The 19,003-nt window shown below is 44.0% G+C and carries 21 protein-coding genes and 1 tRNA gene; 5 read left to right on the top strand and 17 right to left on the bottom strand.

Features of this window, described 5'->3' with window-relative positions; all coding sequences use genetic code 11:
- Window positions 1–16: 16 nt before the first annotated feature.
- Window positions 17–856 (bottom strand): ion transporter, encoded by an 840-nt coding sequence (locus tag Q1B47_RS18640; RefSeq protein WP_299797122.1) that lies wholly within the window; start codon window positions 854–856, stop codon window positions 17–19.
- Between the two features lie 165 nt (window positions 857–1,021).
- Between Q1B47_RS18640 and Q1B47_RS18635 the strand changes: the two genes are divergently transcribed.
- Complete coding sequence (locus Q1B47_RS18635; protein WP_299797120.1) at window positions 1,022–1,561, top strand: L,D-transpeptidase family protein; 540 nt, start codon at window positions 1,022–1,024, stop codon at window positions 1,559–1,561.
- Window positions 1,562–1,612: 51 nt separating this feature from the next.
- Window positions 1,613–2,188 carry a VOC family protein gene (locus tag Q1B47_RS18630; RefSeq protein ID WP_299797118.1) on the top strand — a complete coding sequence of 192 codons (576 nt, stop codon included), beginning with the start codon at window positions 1,613–1,615 and terminating at the stop codon, window positions 2,186–2,188.
- A 90-nt stretch (window positions 2,189–2,278) separates the two neighbouring features.
- Here Q1B47_RS18630 and Q1B47_RS18625 read toward each other — a convergent pair whose 3' ends face one another.
- From Q1B47_RS18625 to yejK, 16 genes are all read right to left on the bottom strand, one after another.
- Entirely contained in the window at window positions 2,279–2,815 is a 537-nt protein-coding gene (locus Q1B47_RS18625; protein ID WP_299797116.1) for a DUF3833 domain-containing protein, read from the bottom strand.
- Window positions 2,812–3,333: a chalcone isomerase family protein gene (locus Q1B47_RS18620; RefSeq protein WP_299797114.1), complete on the bottom strand. Its 522-nt coding sequence runs from the start codon at window positions 3,331–3,333 to the stop codon at window positions 2,812–2,814. Before Q1B47_RS18620 ends, Q1B47_RS18625 begins: the two co-directional genes overlap by 4 nt.
- On the bottom strand, window positions 3,330–3,845 hold the full coding sequence (locus Q1B47_RS18615) for a DUF2878 domain-containing protein (protein WP_299797112.1): 516 nt from the start codon (window positions 3,843–3,845) through the stop codon (window positions 3,330–3,332). The genes Q1B47_RS18620 and Q1B47_RS18615 overlap by 4 nt, the downstream gene beginning before the upstream one ends.
- Window positions 3,823–5,085: a cyclopropane-fatty-acyl-phospholipid synthase family protein gene (locus Q1B47_RS18610; RefSeq protein WP_299797110.1), complete on the bottom strand. Its 1,263-nt coding sequence runs from the start codon at window positions 5,083–5,085 to the stop codon at window positions 3,823–3,825. Before Q1B47_RS18610 ends, Q1B47_RS18615 begins: the two co-directional genes overlap by 23 nt.
- A gap of 93 nt (window positions 5,086–5,178) precedes the next feature.
- A complete protein-coding gene (locus tag Q1B47_RS18605) occupies window positions 5,179–5,898 on the bottom strand; it encodes a DUF1365 domain-containing protein (protein WP_299797108.1) in 720 nt (239 codons plus the stop codon).
- On the bottom strand, window positions 5,895–7,148 hold the full coding sequence (locus Q1B47_RS18600) for an FAD-dependent oxidoreductase (protein WP_299797105.1): 1,254 nt from the start codon (window positions 7,146–7,148) through the stop codon (window positions 5,895–5,897). Before Q1B47_RS18600 ends, Q1B47_RS18605 begins: the two co-directional genes overlap by 4 nt.
- Window positions 7,145–7,870 (bottom strand): SDR family NAD(P)-dependent oxidoreductase, encoded by a 726-nt coding sequence (locus Q1B47_RS18595; RefSeq protein ID WP_299797102.1) that lies wholly within the window; start codon window positions 7,868–7,870, stop codon window positions 7,145–7,147. The genes Q1B47_RS18600 and Q1B47_RS18595 overlap by 4 nt, the downstream gene beginning before the upstream one ends.
- Complete coding sequence (locus Q1B47_RS18590; protein WP_299797099.1) at window positions 7,867–8,298, bottom strand: nuclear transport factor 2 family protein; 432 nt, start codon at window positions 8,296–8,298, stop codon at window positions 7,867–7,869. The genes Q1B47_RS18595 and Q1B47_RS18590 overlap by 4 nt, the downstream gene beginning before the upstream one ends.
- Window positions 8,299–8,310: 12 nt before the next feature.
- Window positions 8,311–9,750 carry an FAD-binding domain-containing protein gene (locus Q1B47_RS18585; protein WP_299797096.1) on the bottom strand — a complete coding sequence of 480 codons (1,440 nt, stop codon included), beginning with the start codon at window positions 9,748–9,750 and terminating at the stop codon, window positions 8,311–8,313.
- Window positions 9,747–10,691, bottom strand: coding sequence for a DUF523 and DUF1722 domain-containing protein (locus tag Q1B47_RS18580; protein WP_299797093.1), 945 nt, complete (start codon window positions 10,689–10,691; stop codon window positions 9,747–9,749). The genes Q1B47_RS18585 and Q1B47_RS18580 overlap by 4 nt, the downstream gene beginning before the upstream one ends.
- 16 nt (window positions 10,692–10,707) lie before the next feature.
- Window positions 10,708–11,427 carry a ChrR family anti-sigma-E factor gene (locus Q1B47_RS18575; protein WP_299797090.1) on the bottom strand — a complete coding sequence of 240 codons (720 nt, stop codon included), beginning with the start codon at window positions 11,425–11,427 and terminating at the stop codon, window positions 10,708–10,710.
- Window positions 11,420–12,046 (bottom strand): sigma-70 family RNA polymerase sigma factor, encoded by a 627-nt coding sequence (locus tag Q1B47_RS18570; protein WP_299797087.1) that lies wholly within the window; start codon window positions 12,044–12,046, stop codon window positions 11,420–11,422. The genes Q1B47_RS18575 and Q1B47_RS18570 overlap by 8 nt, the downstream gene beginning before the upstream one ends.
- A gap of 57 nt (window positions 12,047–12,103) precedes the next feature.
- Window positions 12,104–12,712, bottom strand: a complete 609-nt coding sequence (locus tag Q1B47_RS18565; RefSeq protein WP_299797084.1) for a hypothetical protein — start codon at window positions 12,710–12,712, stop codon at window positions 12,104–12,106.
- A 304-nt stretch (window positions 12,713–13,016) separates the two neighbouring features.
- Complete coding sequence (locus Q1B47_RS18560; RefSeq protein ID WP_299797232.1) at window positions 13,017–13,772, bottom strand: M23 family metallopeptidase; 756 nt, start codon at window positions 13,770–13,772, stop codon at window positions 13,017–13,019.
- A gap of 146 nt (window positions 13,773–13,918) precedes the next feature.
- On the bottom strand, window positions 13,919–14,800 hold the full coding sequence (locus Q1B47_RS18555; RefSeq protein ID WP_299797081.1) for a 6-carboxytetrahydropterin synthase: 882 nt from the start codon (window positions 14,798–14,800) through the stop codon (window positions 13,919–13,921).
- 358 nt (window positions 14,801–15,158) lie between these two features.
- Complete coding sequence (gene yejK / locus Q1B47_RS18550; RefSeq protein WP_299797078.1) at window positions 15,159–16,187, bottom strand: nucleoid-associated protein YejK; 1,029 nt, start codon at window positions 16,185–16,187, stop codon at window positions 15,159–15,161.
- Window positions 16,188–16,546: 359 nt separating this feature from the next.
- Between yejK and Q1B47_RS18545 the strand changes: the two genes are divergently transcribed.
- The 3 genes from Q1B47_RS18545 (at window position 16,547) to Q1B47_RS18535 (ending at window position 18,943) form a co-directional block, all read left to right on the top strand.
- Window positions 16,547–16,762, top strand: a complete 216-nt coding sequence (locus tag Q1B47_RS18545) for a YejL family protein (RefSeq protein ID WP_299797075.1) — start codon at window positions 16,547–16,549, stop codon at window positions 16,760–16,762.
- A gap of 86 nt (window positions 16,763–16,848) precedes the next feature.
- Window positions 16,849–18,633: a DUF3413 domain-containing protein gene (locus Q1B47_RS18540; protein ID WP_299797072.1), complete on the top strand. Its 1,785-nt coding sequence runs from the start codon at window positions 16,849–16,851 to the stop codon at window positions 18,631–18,633.
- A gap of 233 nt (window positions 18,634–18,866) precedes the next feature.
- Window positions 18,867–18,943 (top strand) — tRNA-Pro (locus Q1B47_RS18535).
- Window positions 18,944–19,003 lie beyond the last annotated feature (60 nt).

Genomic DNA, 19,003 nt, shown 5'->3' with positions numbered 1-19,003 from the left:
ATTAATTATCATAAATTCAAATATCACTCTCTAATTCACTACCACAATGGTCACAATATTGAGCATCGTTTTCATGCCCCTTTTTCAGACAGTTACTGCATCGACGCAGATCTTTATTTCGGCCCATCTCCTGCGATATCTCTACCGTTAAGATACCTGTGGGGATAGCGATAATAGAGTAACCAAGCAGCATGGTAAACGCGGCGATAGCCTGGCCTAAGTTTGTCCCCGGTGTAATGTCTCCATAGCCTACGGTGGTGATAGTCACTATGGTCCAATAGATAGACTTAGGTATCGATGTAAAACCGTTTTCAGGCCCCTCGACCACATACATGATCGCACTCAACACCATGACGATCAGGCTGACAGAGAAAAAGAAGATAAAGACCTTACGACCGGACTGTAATATTGCCCTGAGGAGAATATTCCCCTCGCTGAGATAGCGTATCAGTTTCAGCACCCTGAAGATTCTGAATAACCTTAATATCCGGATAACCAGAGTAACATTCGCGCCGGGGAAGAACAGGGCCAGGTAGCTGGGTAAGACCGAGAGCAGGTCAACAATACCGTAGAAGCTTCGCGCATAGGCCTTAGGCTGAACGGAGCAATATAACCTCAGGGTATATTCGAGGGTAAATATAATGGTGAACCCCCACTCCAGTGCCCAGATAAGCTCACCATATCGCTCATGAAAACCAGCCATGGTATCGACAAAGACCAGAGAGACACTCAGTATGATACAGACGATCAAGGCAATATCGAAATAGCGCCCCGCCCTGGTATCGGTGCCGAAGATGATCCGCCGTAACTTATAGCGCGCAGAGGTGTCCGCTTCCGAATGATTCTCTTTACCCATGTAGACACACTTCCTTGATTCTGAAAAGCCAGCGATAAATTACGCAGCTGAGTATTCTGCCATTTCTGAAAAAGAATACCAAACGGATTAAATTCCTCCCTTAACTGAAAATTGAGGTAAGATATAGAAATAACAGTTGTATAATCAGCGGGCCCCTATTACTCAATGTACAAAATATTTCGATTTTTTCTGTTTGCCGCTACTATCGGCCTCTCGTTTCAGTCAGTTGCGGTAACCTCACTGCAGAGTGCCAGTTACAGCTCATCGAATACCGGTATAGGCAAAATCGATCTAGTGGTTGTCGACAAGTCAAAATCGAGCATGTCCCTGATGCGCAACGGCCAGATACTGCGCAAATATCGCATCGCAATGGGGGACAGCCCGGTTGGACATAAGGTTACTGAAGGGGACCAACGCACTCCCGAAGGGCGCTATATACTGGACTATAAAAAGTCCGACAGCGCATACTACAGAGCTATCCATATCTCTTATCCCAACGAAGAGGATAAGCTCAGAGCGAGTGCACTGGGTTTAAGCCCCGGCGGACAGATCATGATCCATGGCCAAAACCCAAACTCGAGTCTGCCTCCTGAGGAGGCGCAACAATACAACTGGACCGATGGTTGTATCGCCATCACCAATGCTCAGATGGATGAACTTTGGCGCGCTATCGACGAAGGTACGCCCATAGAGATCTGGCCATAGCGCTAACTACCAAACTCTTACCCCAACATTTACCGGAAACAGACCCCCATAATGACCTCTGTAATCACCTACCGGGATCTTAACGATACCTGGTCAAACTTTAGTAACAACATCGAAGGTTTCATCTCAGAATTAGGCTTAAGCTCCCTAAAGTTGGCCTGTGATCACGTGGCCCTGAGAGTCAACAGCCTTGAGTCGGCCAAAGCGTTAAGTCAGGAGTTTGAGTGTGTCGGTAACATTATCTCCAACAACATCATCAATGGCCGCCCCATCCTGATATTTGAACTCAATACTCCGTTAATTCTGGACAATATGAGCATAGATTGTGTCGAACTCCCCTACCCGGGCGATAAAACCTATCCGGCCGAAGGATGGGAACATATCGAACTGGTTTTACCCTGTCAGGCAAAAACCTGTGAAGCACTCAGAGACGAACTGTTCAAGCTAGCGCCGCAACTCGAATCCATCATAACGAATAGCTCAGATATTAAGGTTAAGATGAGTTCACCTCAGGGGGAACATGAACGACTCACCAACCCCACCATCGCATTCAAGAAGGGCAATATCTGCGTCAAGCTCCATCCCCACGGGATCAAAGATGTTATTGCTTCAGAGCAAGCACTGTAGCCTGCCAACCGATATAAAAGGTGATCCATGGCTCACCTTTTTCAGTCATCGCTGATGCACACCTAACTTTATTGCTCCATTAATTACCTGTTATTCAATTTTCTCGATATAAATAATCACTTCCCCAACCTTAAAACCAAACTTTGTTATCTCAGTTTTATTAAATAAGCGCTGTTCGTCAAAGAGGAACATCCAGTCGTCGAGCGTGACTTGATATGTTTCATCATCAACCTTTATCTGCATATCATATTGCCAAAAAAGTGCAGAACCTTTGGTCTCACCATACGCCATACCAATAACATCACCGGCTTGTCCTACATATAGGTTGTCTTTCTGTTTCGTTAACAGCCAAACTCTTGTGGTTTTCTCACCATCATCGAATTCAAACCACTCCTTGATTTCACCTTGATCTCCTTTCCAGTCGGCATCAATATCAGCCTTAAATCGACGCAGTAACTTACCTGAACGGTCTAAAATAATTCCGTAAGCCATTAATTTACCATTGAAAAACTGATCGAGATGGAGTTCAGGTGTGGTTGACTGATAGTCATCTAAGCTGGGAGTACTGCAAGCCGTTAACAAAAAAGCAAGCAGAGTAAACTTGAATGCACACAGCATTGATTTCATTTTAAACTCCCTAGTAGCTTTGCCCTTAACTCAGGCTGAGATGTTTTATCTGATAACCAGATAGATAAAAAAGCGGGGCCAAACTCACTGTCATTAACTCTGCCTAACTCGTTAACCGTTTCTCCATTTTCCCCTGAATAAAATGTACTTTCACCGTCTTTACCCACATAGATAATGAGTTCATCTCCTTCACTAATGTCAGGCCAGATAACATTGAGTCTCTCACCCCATACAGAGATTAATTGTTCATCCAAGCCTAGATGCCCCCATTGCTCTTTTGTTGCATCGACTAATGCTTCACTGTCTATGTTTCTGAAGTATTCAATTTTTAATGCTTTAGGCAACACCTTCTCATCGAAAGGAAGAGATTCAACGTATAGCTCTGCTCGGTATATCGTCCAAAAAAGGTAGCTCATTTCACCTTCGCCTGACTTGATAAGCTTAGGTAACTCAGATGCACTCGTAGCTAGCGAAAAAATAAATGTGAACATAGATAAAAACACAGCTAGGCATTTCATAGTGACCCCCTCTTGGCTAATTCAAACTGTACGTTCAAATGCCGATAACCGATCACTAAACAAGGCAATAACAGTCCCCATATACAGGCCAAAACCAATAACGCATTGAACTCACCCCTTCCCCACTGCAGTGCACCTAGTTCAGCACCAAGTCGATAACTGAGTGGCCCGCCTATCGCACCGATTATTGCCACGAGCCCTAATGGTAAGCTCATTAACCATTTTAAACTGTGGTTAAAACTGATTATAAACATGCACCAAACGACCAATAACCACAGTGGAAATATCTCAGCAGTCGTTTCAAATATTTCGACTTCGATTAATACTTTATCTACCGCTATTCCCATGGGTACTAATATCAGCAGGTTTAAATCTTCTTTTGGTGTCGGAGACAACACAAAATGAACGAGCATAATCGACAATAGCAACCACCACACTTTGTCAGTGTATATAGCTGATAAAAACCAGGACAGCTGAAATAATAGGAGATTAATAATCCAAAATCGTTTCATTGTTATCTCCTCGGTGCCCTGGTTTTCTGGCTACCAGATGATGAGTACTTATCACCCTTTCGATAAATGCACCTTCACAATAAGCGAAATAGAACAGCCACAATCGTTTAAACTCTTCGCTATAACCTATCGAAGATAAATACGTCCATTGATCTTCAAACCTTTTTCTCCAGTCATTCAAGGTTCTTGCATAATGAACACCGATGTCATCCAAGGTATCTACAACCATATCGGTATCACAAGTGACATGCTGCACCATAGTTGTCACCGAAGGTAGACAGCCTCCAGGGAATATATATTTCTGAATAAAATCTACACCTTTCCTGTATTTATCATAACGTTGATCGACGATAGTAATGGCTTGAATTAACATCTTCCCGGACGGTTTTAACAAGCTATTGCAGGTGGTAAAAAATTGTTCTAAATATTCATGTCCAACCGCTTCTATCATCTCTATTGAAACGAGCTTATCGTACTGACCTTCGAGTAAGCGATAGTCTGATTTAAGCAAGCTGATTTGCTGTTCCAACCCCAATGCATCGATGCGCGTTTTAGCATATTGGTATTGTTCATCTGAAATCGTGGTGGTGGTAACTTTACAGCCGTAATGTGTCGCGGCATATATCGCTAACCCTCCCCAACCGGTGCCAATTTCAATAAGGTGATCTGATGCACTAAGCTCAAGCTTTTTACATATCTCATCCATCTTATTGAGTTGAGCATTATCTAAATCTAATGCTTCATCATTATATATGGCACAAGAGTAAAGCATCTCGGGGTCCAGGAAGGTCTTGTATAACTCATTACCAATATCATAATGAGCCAATATATTTTTCTTTGATCCCTGCTCAGTATTGGCGTTCCTTAAACGTAACAATTGGTGTTTAAGTTTACTCAACCATTGGGTCTTATTATCTAACTCATCTAATCGGGACTGATTTTTCACCATGATTTGTACTAAAGCGGTTAAGTTAGAGCAAGTCCAATGATGTTTAATATAAGACTCTGCACCGCCGATACTGCCATTACGGACTAATGAAGCATAAAATGCTTCATCCAAAACAACGATTTTGCTTTTAAGCGTTGAAGCTGGATCACCAAAACACAGCTTTTCTCCAGGCTCTTCAAGCTCAATATAGCCACCTTCTAAGTGCGATAACACCTTAAAAATAACCATGCGGTATTTGTCAGCTAACCAACTCACTTTCGCCAGGTGATGATATTTTTGTGTTGTATCCATGATGAACCTCATTATCAATATATTGAGACGTTCTGAGTAAGATCCACAGTGTTTAAGCAGACTAAAGCACTTCAGAATATAAATAGGCGATGACTATATTTCAGGGTGAGCAATAAACGGCACTTTCTTCATCAATAATTTCAGTGCTTGCCAATAGATGCCAAAGACAATTTTCAATGTCATCACGGGTAAATACATCAAGGTTCTTTGCAGATTCCTTCGATTTATTTCATGTTTTTTCAACGCCAACCTGGCTTCAAATTGTTTACCTAGCTTGTGATTTTCAATATGCACCATAGCTCTGTCGCCAGGTGGTAATACCCGCCAGTGATACTTCATATCCATCTCCATAAAAGGAGACACATGAAAGGCTTTATCAATTTTCATCTCTCCTTTCATATCAATAAGATAATAATGTCTTTGATTCCATGGCGTATTGCTTACCTCAGCCAACATGTATTGACATACTCCATTGTTGTCATAGCAAAAGTAAAAATTTATCGGGCTAAAATAGATGCCAAAGCAGCGACATTGTGCTAATACAAGAATACGCGTTATTGGTCTTATCCCACCTAACTCGTTAACTTTGAGTGCAATACGTTGCTTTAGTGGATCTGGTTCACTTTTCAGGTAATCTTTTTCAAAAAAACGGATAGGGTTAAACCAGCGCCGACCAAACAACATGCTTTTACCCAGTATCTCTGTCTGTTCATCTAAATCTATCGCCATCATAAAAATGGGGTAGCTAAACGCATGTTGATATTCACCATAACGGCGATGAAACACCTTACCTTGATAAATCCCACTGTTCATAAACTAAAGCCAAATCGCTGAGTCACATCGAGTGCGCTCCGGACCCCATCTTCATGAAAACCGTTATACCAATAAGCACCCGCAAAATGCGTATGGTGATAACCACAGATCTGTTTACGACGATTTTGAGCACGAACGGTTAAGTGGTCCAATACAGGATGATCATATTCAAATCGTCTGATAACTTTATCCGGGTCAATATAGGATGACTGGTTAAGCGTTACACAAAAAGTAGATGTTGATTCAATCCCTTGCAAAATGTTCATATTGTAGGTAACACAGGACGGCGAGTCGGCATTCCCATCTAACATGTAATTCCAACTTGCCCAAGCCAACTTATTTTTCGGTAACAATGCTTCATCTGTATGCAATACCACCTCATTGGATTGATACGGTATCCCAGTCAATACCTCAATTTCATCCTCCGTCGGATCCATCAATAGCTTTAATGCCTGATCCGAATGACAAGCAAGGATAATCTCATCAAACGTACTCATTTCACCATCAGTAAAATACACCTGTACCGCGTTATTTTTACGAGTAATACCAGCAATATTGGCTTGTAACTTAACCTCGTTATTAAGTGATGCCACTAACTTATCGACATAAGTCCTTGACCCACCTGGCACGACATACCACTGAGGCCTATCGACGATATTAAGTAAGCCATGGAGATAGAAAAAGCGGATAAAAAAAGACAACCTGAAGCTTTGCATTTTGGCTAAGCTGGTAGACCAAATTGCAGCCCCCATTGGTAAAATATAGTGCTGACAAAAGAAGTCTGAAAATTGATGCTGAAGTAAAAATTCACCTAAAGTCTGTTCATCAGGAATTGAACCCGATACATACATGGATTTGCATTTATTGTTGAATTTTACAATCTCAGTAATCAACCGCCAAAATACGGGTTTGAATATATTGCTACGCTGGGCAAATAAAGAGTTAATATTATGACCGTTATATTCAAAGCCTGAATCGCGATTATGGACACTGAAACTCATTTCAGTTTCCTGCCTTTCGACACCGAGATTTGTGAGTAATTTATTGAAGCTTGGGTAGGTTCTATCGTTAAAAACGATAAACCCCGTGTCTATTGCATACGCTTTGCCTTGATGCTCAATATCAACCGTCGCGGTATGACCACCAATATAATCATTCTTTTCAAACACGTTCACGTTATGGTCTTTATTCAGAAGATAGGCCGCAGTTAGCCCTGAAATACCCGTTCCGATAATGGCAATTTGCTTCATATAGGTGACATCCTTAATGCCAGAGCTCGCCATAGGGCAAACGGGAGACAAGCAAGCATTTTCATGATAAAAATAAAACCAAAAGGAAAGTCGATACAATGCTTACCTTTTGAGATCCCGTTAACGATTTCTATTGCCGCTTTTTCAGGTGAGATTTGCATCGGCATAGGAAAATCATTCTTGGCCGTTAAAGGAGTAGTAACAAACCCAGGTCGAACAATACTGACATCAATTCCATGCTTGGCTAAATCTATACTCAGTACACGCCCTAAATACGATAACGCAGCTTTAGAGGCCCCATAAGCCTGGGCCCTCGGCAACGCTAATAGCTCTGCACTGGAGCTGACTAAGACCAATCTGCCACCTTTGTTTATCTTTTTTAACCATGCTTTGAGTGCGTACGCGACCGACACTAAATTCGTATTGATAATCTGCTCAAAACCTTCAGCATCAAAGTCCATCACATCATCAATATAAGTACAGTCACCAGCATTAAGAATAAGTAAGTCTAATTTGCCAATGAAGTCTGCAACTTGCTGCAACTGCCCCTTATCCGTCATATCAAAAGCCATTACAGAAATGTATTCAGATGCGGCAGCAATATCGGCTAAACGCTCCTCGTTTCTTCCACAGGCAATCACCTGCCAACCAAGTTGCGAATAGCGTAGCGCTAACGCTTTACCTATACCCGATGAGGCCCCGGTTATCATTACACGTCTCATCTGCTAGCTCGCTTTTTTATGGTTTTAATTGCTGAGCCAAGGAAAGGAATGTGTTCATATAACATGGCACCCAAGTCGAGATAATCCCTGTGCCTTATCACTTTATTGTCTTGCTGAGTAAGGAAAGAGTGACCTTCTACTAAAATCTCTTCCCCTCGATTCAACTTGGGGTGACTAAAGAACATAGTCCAATAAACTGCCGCATCGTTATTATCATTAATAACGTTATCTATTTGAAAACGACAATAATCTAAATTGGTATATAAGGTGCCAAAGTAGTCGATTAAATCATTGAGTCCATGAACTTCATGCATAGGATCGCTAAAGTGAATATCTTTGTGGTATACCTTTTCAAGTAAGGCTAAGTTATTCATCTCTAAATCACCGTAAACGGAAATAAAGATGTCCAGCCAAGAGTCATGCCCCATAAGTGATGCTTCCTATTGCGCTTTGTAAAAAGAAATCGCCTTAAGTCTCGCCGCTTTATGTTCGACCAAGGCTGGCCAGTAGTTGCCTGCTCTCCCCTGTTCTGCCAAATATTCATGAGGGAAATGGATAAACTTACTTGGAATATCCGCTAGCTCTGGAAGATACTTACGTATGAAGTTGCCATCTGGATCAAACTTTTTACTTTGTAAAAGTGGATTAAAAACTCGAAAGTAGGGTTGCGCGTCACACCCGGTGCTGGCAGCCCATTGCCAACCACCGTTGTTTGCACTCAAATCTCCATCAATTAAGTGCTCCATAAAAAATTGTTCACCACGTCGCCAGTCTATTAACAGATGTTTAGTTAAGAAACTCGCCACCAGCATGCGTAGACGATTATGCATCCACCCAGTACTGAGTAACTGTCTCATTGCGGCATCGATAATAGGATAACCCGTCTTAGCCGTTGACCAAGCTTGAAAATGCTCCTCCGATCCAGGCCAACGAGTATGCTCATATCGACGTTGAAAACACTGCCCCTTAGATAGTGAGGGAAAATGAAACAGTAAATGTTTATAAAAATCTCGCCAAATCAATTCATTTAGCCAGGAAAAGGCAGGATGAGCAGTATCGTTACAAAGCTGAGGATAGGCTTGAATCAGTTGTGAATATAACGTTCGGCCACTCATGGCACCAATGGCCAGGTAGGGCGATAAACCTGACGTGCCTTTTATGCCAGGGATATCTCTTTTCTGCGCATAAGAGCAGACTTTCTGGTTTAAGAATTCCACCACCACCTCTTGCATAACTTGATCAGCCATAGGCCATTTCATTGATGATGTTTCTGGGGATCCCGCTGCAGTAAAGCCATTGTGGTTGAGTTTTTCAATCACACTCAGGTTAATAGTTTCAGCCCAAGCTTGTTGTTCAGGGGGCACTCCATCGCCCGATGGCCGCCCCAGCGCCTTTGCCCCCGTTAAGCGCACGTGCTTTAACCATGCATTTTTAAATGGAGTAAAGACCTTAAACATTTCACCGGATTGATTCAGCACTCGACCACGCTCAGCGATGACATCACTGTCAAAAAACGTAATATTCAGTGAAGAATTTAACAGACTCTGATCTCTGACTCGTTCATCTATTTCAGGCTCTGAGTTAGCGAATACCTGTTTTAGCTGCTTTTCTTTACAAAATAGCTGTAATTGCTCAGTTTGCGCTGCAAAATCGCTTCCCCGGAGGTGAAATAACGCAATACCATATTGAGACAGTTCATTTGCCATCGCCATCAAATGTCTTCGAATCAAGTCTAACTTTATTGAAGATTCATGGTGCTTTTCCCACATTACCGGTGTCGAAATATAGACAGCATGACGGCAGCCCTGCTTAACTGCATGCATTAACGCAGGGTTATCGAAACAACGCAGATCCCTTCTTATCCAAAGCAAGGTCATCAATAGCCATACCTTAACCTAAGTTCCTGAGGGTGCGGGTTCAAATACGCTTGTTGAGCTAGGTATTCATTAGGAAACTCAATCAAATAATGTTTAATCAATGTCAATGGAACCAATAGAGGAGACAGGCCTTTTCGGTAAGCTGCGATCTCATTGGTTAATTCATCTCTTTTGGCGGCATCCAACTGCTTTTTAAAGTAACCTTGAAGATGATGTAGCGTATTGGTGTGGCTCTTACGTGAAGCCTTATTTTTTAATGCTGCCATCAAACCAGAGATATAGAGATCTGACTGTTCATTGATGTCGATATCGGCCCTGGCCAACAGCTTTCCTAATTGACGATAGCTCTCAATATGATGGCTCATCACTAAGTATTTTTGCTGACTGTGAAATTGGATTAACTTGTGTTTTGTCAGGCCACTCTCTTTCAGCTCTAGCCACTTTTGATAAGTAAATACTCTTGTAATGAAATTCTCACGGATCACTGCATCATTCAATCGGCCATTCTCTTCAGCTGGTAACAGCGGGTTAGCTTTCATCACTTCTCTAGCAAAAAAACCAATACCATTAGAATCAGACCCTTTACCATGATGGTGATGCACTTTAACTCTTTCCATTCCACAACTAGGGCTTTTTGCACAAAAAATAAAACCACTAAGATGACTTATCTGTCCCGCCACCTGCTTACCATAAGCCGTCAATTGTTCAGTCACATCCCCACTGCCATCAGGTCTCGACACTGTGATGATATTATCTCTGATTATCTGACGTATCGTTGGCCTGGGGATCGGTAACCCTATCGCAACCTCAGGACAAAAGGCCTTAAAGTTTGCAAACTCAGACAGCTCTTCAGTACAGAAATGAGAACGCTTATGCCCTGTGTCGTAGCGAACCTTTTCACCCAACACACAAGCGCTAATGCCGATTGTTAACTTTTTATCCATGAGAATTAATCTCCACTTAATAGATAAACTGACCAATAGGATTGAGCAACTGACTCATTCCTTTGGTGAAATGGATCGCATCATTTGAAACCGTTAAGCAAACACAACCCGTTTTCGTCACAGGTTGATGAGTATGATTTCCATCTAACCAGATAAAATCACCGGCATGATAAGTTCCCATCTCATCCTCAAAGCTACCTTGCAGTAATAACGTTACTTCGAAACCTTTGTGGGTATGAGTTGGAACTGAGCCGCCTGTTTCAATATGGAGCAAACTTGTTCTTAATGCGCCATCCTCTAGTAAAACCCGCGAACGTGACAACTTACCCAGACCTTGGAATGGTTTCATCTCCAGTGTTCTAAGCGCTCTTGGCATTGGGATTGAAACATCACAGACGTCGATGAATTCAGCTTCGAATGCATCACTTAACACCTCTTCTCTTGAGCCTGGAAGCTCATCTGTGATGGAGTTAAACATCGCCATATCCAGCTCATCCAAGGCGATATCGGCAACATTTATTTCATGCTCACTCGAATAACTCAGTACATTTTGTGAAGAAAAAGTATCTGCTTGAGCAAAGCAGGCGTTAGCAGCTTGTTCGGTCAATACTTGGATCTCAGACTGACAGCAAGGACATAGCTCCACATGGCTGGATACGATAACTGAAAGAGAGACCGGAAGTTCATCCGACACAAATGAGGATAAAATGTCTCTTTTAGGATGTAGTTTAATCATGTGTGTCTCCAATCTGCTCTTTCAACTTAGCCAAAGCTAACCGCAATCTGGATTTCACCGTTCCTAGCGGTATACCTAACTGCTTGGAGAGTTGTTCTTGAGAAAGCTCTTGAAAATAAACTCCTTTCACTACCAACTGCTGAGATTCTGGCAACATATCTAAATAGTTGAGCATTTGTCGCTCCATCAAATGATCGCCTTGACCATCATGATCACAATATTCTTGTGCCTCTATTGGCCAAATATCGTCACCGAGTAACAGTTCATTCTTACTTTGAATTTTTCTCAGCATATCGAATGATGCGTTTCTCATAATCGTATAGACCCAAGTGGTTACAGCGCCTTTGCTTGAATCATACAGATGAGCTTTTTTCCATACATTGGAAAGCGTCTCCTGCACCAGCTCTGCAGCTTGTGCATCTGTATTTAACTGCTTCAAACCAAAGCGTCTTATCTTAGGCGCAAAAAATGCAAAAATGGCAGTAAACGCCTGCTTATCGCGACGACTGGCAACTAATGTAAGCCAAGAGGAGAGTTCTTTAGGAACTTCATTCGCTTCCTGTTTTGGTACGATATTTTTGACCTCCTTTAACAGGGACCCTCTCTCTGGCTCATGCATCTATTCATACCTGTTTATGTCTCTTAAACACTGATACGCAGCAAAAACGAGAAAGGATCAACTTTTTATGGTTGGACCCAAAATTATAGTATTCAAAAACGCTTCAATCTGATCCAAGCGATACTCTAAAATACATTTTTCCTTTTCATTCAGAGATAAAGGTAATACTTCTATAAACCTGGCACAAACCCAATTTGGATCGTTAAAGTATGTTTTCCGATACAACCTTTTTAGATTAGGATGTTTATGGAAGATTGCACGAAGCTGTTTAACCAATATTTTCATGTCGGATGTTATTTGTCGCGACTCCCAGTGAGCTTTAGGCGCTACATTTGCGAATAGCATTCCTTCTGCACTTTGAGATATCTCGGTTAGACACACCAGATCTTCGGCTTGAATATCTACCACCAGAAAGTGGTCATCAAATTCAAAGTCGATAACTTTTACCTGCACTCCCCACAATGAACTCTTGTGGGGTAAGTCAGGTTTAAATAAGCTAAGCACAAAACCATTCCCTTTGGCTGCTTCTTTGATCAAAGCCAAGTGCTTAGATTCAAAGATTTTTATCCGCTGTATTCCGCCTGGTAGCAGCACTAAAGGCAGAGGTAATAAGGCCAATTTATTACCAATATGGGTCGCAATCGTTGTCGAAGAGTCAAAATTCACATCTTTAACCTAGCCAGTTTATCTGTGTATTAAGATACGATTGAAAGACGCATATGGATCGCATCGAGACAAGATTTCGTAGAAAGAGCAGAGCCTAGGGTGATAAAACGATGACTACCCATCAGTTCTATTTATGGTGTTTGGTTAAAAATAAGATATGAGTCGAACATTCACACCTGCACCAAAGGGAAATGTGATATGGAAAATGCTGTCCACCTCATTGGAAAGCAGACAAAAAAGCCGCCTCTATCTTCATAAAGGCCGCTTTTTGATTAAGTTTTAGTTGTGTGTTCTTAAACTGGAGTCATTGACTCTTTTGCTGTTTAAGCACGCTAGCCATAGAGGGCACTATTGTCACAGGATCTAAGCGCATCTGATACCAGTTAATCCGCCAGTCGAGATGTGGTCCGGTGACACGGCCAGTAGCACCGACCTCGGCGATAGGTTGGCCCTGTTTAATCTCCTGCCCCTCTTTTACATAGAGCTTGCTGAGATGCAGGAAGCTGGAGCTCACTCCATAGCCATGATCTAAGATGATAGTGCCACCTGAGTAGAACATATCCGCCACCGACAGGCTTATCTTCCCATCGGCGGGAGCGACCACCACAGTTCCGGTTTTGGCCGCCACATCTACGCCGTAGTGAGGATTGCCGGGCTTGCCGTTATAGACACGCTGGCTGCCATAGACGCCGGATATCCGGCCGGTCAATGGCCAGATAAACTCCTGCGTGAATGCGGTGTTATCGGAAAACTGTGCCCTTGCCGCCTTGACCTGTTTGCTGTCTTTGGCCGCCCTGGCCTGAGCCTTGGGATCAGGCTTCATGATCTTCTTACTGATCCCGGTCAGCCTGTCTATCTTGTACTCTTTAGCTTTAATATTCAGAGGCTTAATCTGTGTTAAACCATCGGGGTAAACGAGTTTCAACTCCTGCTTAAGTGCTGCATCACGGGAAAATCCGAAGGCAAAGTCGCCCTTTGGCGTGACCTTTATCTTCTCTCCATTTAAAAAAGCGGTACTGCCGGGTGTCACCTGACCACGGATTAAGGCTCCCTGCTCCATCTTCCCCGTGAGTAGCAGTTGCGCGTTCGCCTCACCGGGGGTAAGCAGAGTCAAAGTTACCAGAGAAAACAGTGCCGGCGACACAGACTTCAGATATTTCACGCTATACTCCAAACTAGTCTCCAAGCTTCATTAACCATTAACAATCAGGCCTTATTGCCTTTTACCGATATCGCACCCTTACCGATACCTTCATAGGCGATCACCTTAAATTCACTCTGAGGTGATTTCTCCACCAGGGTGTTTGCCATAAACTCGGCCAATAGCTCCACCGTGGTATCGTGTGGAATGATCTCACAACGGGATTTAGGCATGGCAAGCTGGAAATCCCCCTGGGGTGCCTGATAGTGGAAACCAAAGTGGGTCTCATCTGATACCTTCGCCTGTGGCGACAGAGCCAGAGAAGCGACACTGACCAGATCCTCTTCACTGCCTAAGTAGATATCCTTCCAACGCTCGGCCCAATATTCATCCCACTTAGGTGCGGCTATGCCGTTTTCAAACACATTAACCGGACTCCGGTGACCATGAGCGATGCGTTGACAGTTACCATCATGCTTTCTCAGGCCATGAGAGTAGTGATAATAGGGAGAATCATGGATCTCATTTCTCAATGTCAGGGCTATGCCATCTACATTATCGGGCAGGGCTTCCTTTAACGCCTTCTGCAGGAAGGCATTTACGCTATCGAAGTCGATAATCTCAGTCGGGATCAGTGCAAAAGCCTCCTCAGGACAAGCCAGGTGAATATCGCCCTGCAGACTGTTAAAGTCCATCCACACCCTGTCACCGCGTTGCTGCCAGCGCACCTCGCTATAAGCGGTAGGTATGAGCAGCCTATGATCGGCAATATCGTCGATGGTGTCTTTTATGGTGCGTTTTACTTTCGAGAAGTCCAACACCATATTTTGCTCATCTAATCCACCATCGAGGAGCACATCGACAGTCCAACTCTCTCCCACCATGCCACGTATCGGGCATAGATAGGAAAAGTCGATCACGGTTAAATCTCTGACAAAAAGTTGCATTTACTCTCCTGGGTAGAAAAACAGTCTACCTTTCATACGTCCTGTCGGCGATGGCCAAGGGACTCGATATCCATTGAATAGAGAGATTTAGCTCTTCCATCCATATCTGGCAAGTTTACCTTGGTGAATCGATTTTTTCGAGCCGTTTACACGCTAATTCTAGCCCGCTTTTATCGGTTTTCGTTATGGGGTGAAAAAAAGAGTGAAAAACAATCGCTGCCGTTGGCCATCATGATGTAATAGCACTGGAGTAAGGAAAACTCGATAAAAAATACAGATTGTTGCGGGAGGGGATCAAATAGAGCGCCAAAAGGCGCTCTATTAAGGAGTTAAGAAAGGACTCAGCTTCAGCCCGGGCTTAACCGCCCTTGAGTCGTCTGTCGAGTTGATCCTTAAGGTTAGCCGGGACACCTTTGATCATGATGGTATCAGAGATCGGATCGTACATCACACGCTCACCTAAGTGTGCGCCATCGAAACTTAGTGTTACCCCACCGCCTGTACCTGAAAACTTCTTCAACTGTCTCAAGGTGGGCTTATCACCGGGGAACTCATCTTCCAGCTCATACTCCCCACTCTGGGCGAAGTCATAGAAGGAGTCCATGCCGCTATCGGCAAGTTCATCGGCCAGATCTTTGATCTCAATATCGGCGCCGATATCACAACGCTCTGTGCAGTAGTCGAACACCTTTTCACGGCACTGCTGACGTTCATCTTTTGTCAGCTCGCTACCCGACATGAAGTCTTCTACCGCGTTCATCAGCTGCTTATTCTGCGCCTTGGTATTCACCCCTTCGACACACCCCATGAAGTCGAGGAAGAAATCGGCGACTTTACGCCCCGCCCGTCCACGGATAAATGAGATATATTTATGAGAGTCGCCGTCGGCCTGCCATTCGGTCAGATCGATGCGTGCCGCCAGCTGAACATTGTTCAGATCAAGGTGGGTATTTTGCGACAGCTCCATATCGTCTAATACCGTCATCGACGATTTAGCATTGAGCAGAGAGACATAGAGATAGTCACTGGTCATATGGGTGTAGCAAGACATCAACAGGAAGCCACCCTGACTGAAATCATATTTAGCCAGCTCCTCCTGCAGCAACTTGCCCGCAATCCCGGAAAACTCGACAAACCCAAGTTCACCATTTCGATACTCGGTCAGCGCCTGCTCAAACTTTGGGTTCGCTTCACCGTCTTCTCCATGAGTACCGAAGTGACCAAACCCCTTACCCGCTTTTGTGGTGTAAGTTTGGTGAAGCTCTTCGAGCATGGCTTCGACAGCCTCACTGTTTAAAAGCGGTTGTGGACGCAATCGGCAGCTTAACTGTCCCTCACGATCTTGTGAAATCGCGTGAATAATTGCTTGTTCGACGTTAATACTCATAGGCCTCGATAGAAATAGTGATTGAGTAGCCGATAGCCGTATTCACTATCGCTGGCAAAAAACGGGCAGATCTTCATTTGCACTTAGCGGATCAAATGCCGGATAAACGCTGGCTACATAAAATTGAACTTATCGTAAGTCGACCAAAAAACGGCCCACAAACATTAATTTTGTGAGCCTATATTGCCCCAATTGAGATAGCGCTTCAAGGGCAAGATCTCCCTTCTATTAACTCTGATATGAATTGAATTAAATAGCTTGTCTGTCAGTACATATACTCGGCGTATTGATATCGAGTTCCCGTTCAAATTCGGTTATCATAGGCCGCAAATCTCTTTCAAAGTGAAACAATGTAAACTATGGCTATTCAATCTAAATATTCAAACACCCAGGTCGAAGCAATTATCGCAGAGGTCAGCGCCGTAATGGATAAGCATCAGGCACCTACAGATTTAAGACTCATGGTGCTTGGAAATTGTGTTACCGACCTATTAACCCGAAAAGTCCCCCAGGAAGCGCGAGCGAGTGTTGCAGAGCAATTTTCTAAGGCGCTGGCACAGTCCGTTAAAGATTAATTCAGTCTTTACTGATTGAAAAACTAGCAAATCACAACAAAAAACACTTAAGATACACAAGCATTTAAATCAGTAAGCGGAGCCACATGGTCAAGCGTAAAAAAGAGATGGTACGCGATCGCGTATCACGACTAGTTAGTTGGGGACATTGGTTTGCCTTCTTCAACGGCTTTCTCGCAATGATCGTGGGGATCCGGTATCTCGATAGTGTTGGCTATCCCGAAACCTGGATTGGTTGGGGATATCTGGCTATCAGCACCATAGGGCATTTCAGCTTCTTAGCTTTTATTGTCTATCTGGTACTGGTATTTCCGGTCACCCTGCTCCTGCCCTATTCTAAGATATTACGTGGCTACGCGGCCGTCGTTGCCACTCTCAGCCTCTGTATCTTACTGTATGACACGATCATCTATGATGACTACGGCCTGCACCTGAGCCCCTTTGTCTTTGATCTGGCCTGGGCCGACCTCAACGCACTGCTGCGGGGAACATCCTATATCGTCACACCTCTGGGGATCATAGCCCTGGAGCTGACCCTGGCCAACTTCCTCTGGAAACGGATCGATAAGATCCATAAGGTCAATTGTGGTAACAGAGTCGTGGCGTTTGTAGGTATCTGTTTTGTCAGCAGCCATCTGATCCATATCTGGGCCGATGCGGCCGATATCACTGAGATCACGCAACTGGATGATGCCTACCCACTCTCCTATCCTGCCACAGCACGTTCCTTTATGGAGAGTCATGGTATCGATAGTAAAGCCAAAACTCGCAGAGACTCAGATCTCAGAAGCAGCTTGAACTATCCGATGACCCCGATGCAGTGTAAGGCACAGACACAGCCCAACATATTGCTTATCACGGTCAATAATCTCCGGGCAGACCTGGTTGACGCCAACACCATGCCTTTCCTGACGCAATACGGTGACGAAAACCAGATCTTTCATCAGCACTTAAGTGGCGGAACTCAGTATGACAGTGGCATGTTCTCTATCCTCTATGGGCTTCAGGGGAGTTATATCAATGCGGCGGGCCTGAATCAGACCTCTCCGATATTGACGCAAACACTTAAGCAACAAGATTATCATCTGGGTCTGTTTACCACTCAGGACTCTGAGTGGAGACCGAACTCAATATTCGACGACTTTGAGCCTTTCATAACTGAAATAGATAACAGCGATGCCGATGCGGACATAAAATCTATCGCAGCATTTAAGCGCTGGCAGCTGACGCAAGACTCGCCCTGGTTTGGCTTGATAAACCTTCGCTCACCCGAGACCTACGACACACCGGTAGGCTTCCTGGGCATTGAAACGGTCAAAGCCGACAAAAACCTGAAACCGGCACAGCGTGTGTTATTTAATCAATACAGGCAGTCCCTGAACTTCATCGATCAGAAATTAAAAGAGCTGATTGAGGCCACTCCTGACGATACACTTATCATCATCACCGGCGTCAGCGGTAAACTCTTCACAAGTAACCCCGATGAGGCACGTAGCAATTTGTCTCCGGCAAATGTACAGGTCCCCTTGATCATTCACTGGCCGGGACGTGCCGAGACAAAGCATGTCAACTATCGCACCAGCCATTACGGAATAGTGCCGACACTGATGACACAGGTCCTTGGCTGCACCAATGCGGCGACCGATTACAGTGCCGGCCGTAGTCTGCTGGAGCCTGACTCGGAGTCCTGGGTTTATATCGGCGACAGCCGTATTTTCGGTATCTACCAGAAGTCTGAAATAACCGTTATCGACAGACATGGAAAGTATCGTATCTATGATAAGAGCTTCGATAAAAGATTAAAAAAGAAGATGAGTGCACCCGAGCTAATCGAAGTGATGCGTGAAGGCCGCAGAATGTATCATCATTAGGCACCGGCGATGCCATAGCCGAGATAGCAGCGCCGGGTGTTTTACCGTCAGACAGAAACGGGCAATCGGCGCATAAATGACCGGACAGAAAGAATAAGTATACAAACTAGGCAATTAAATCGAGTCTCTTAACTAAGGACTTGCAGAAGCGTAAGTGAATTGGTAAAGTTCTGCCTCAACTAAGCAGCCCCCAAATAAAACTGTTTAGTGGCAATTGATTAAGATTGCATACTCGGGATATGGCCTAGTCCGGTAAGGCGCTTGTCTGGGGGACAAGAGATCGCAGGTTCAAATCCTGCTATCCCGACCACATTCTAAAAAAGCAGAACTCGAAAGAGTTCTGCTTTTTTGCTTTATGGTCCGCGACTTT

It is taken from the genome of uncultured Shewanella sp. (assembly GCF_947501225.1).
Classification (GTDB): domain Bacteria; phylum Pseudomonadota; class Gammaproteobacteria; order Enterobacterales; family Shewanellaceae; genus Shewanella.
Note: the sequence above shows the minus strand (reverse complement) of the source record. Positions and strands in the feature narration are given on the sequence as shown.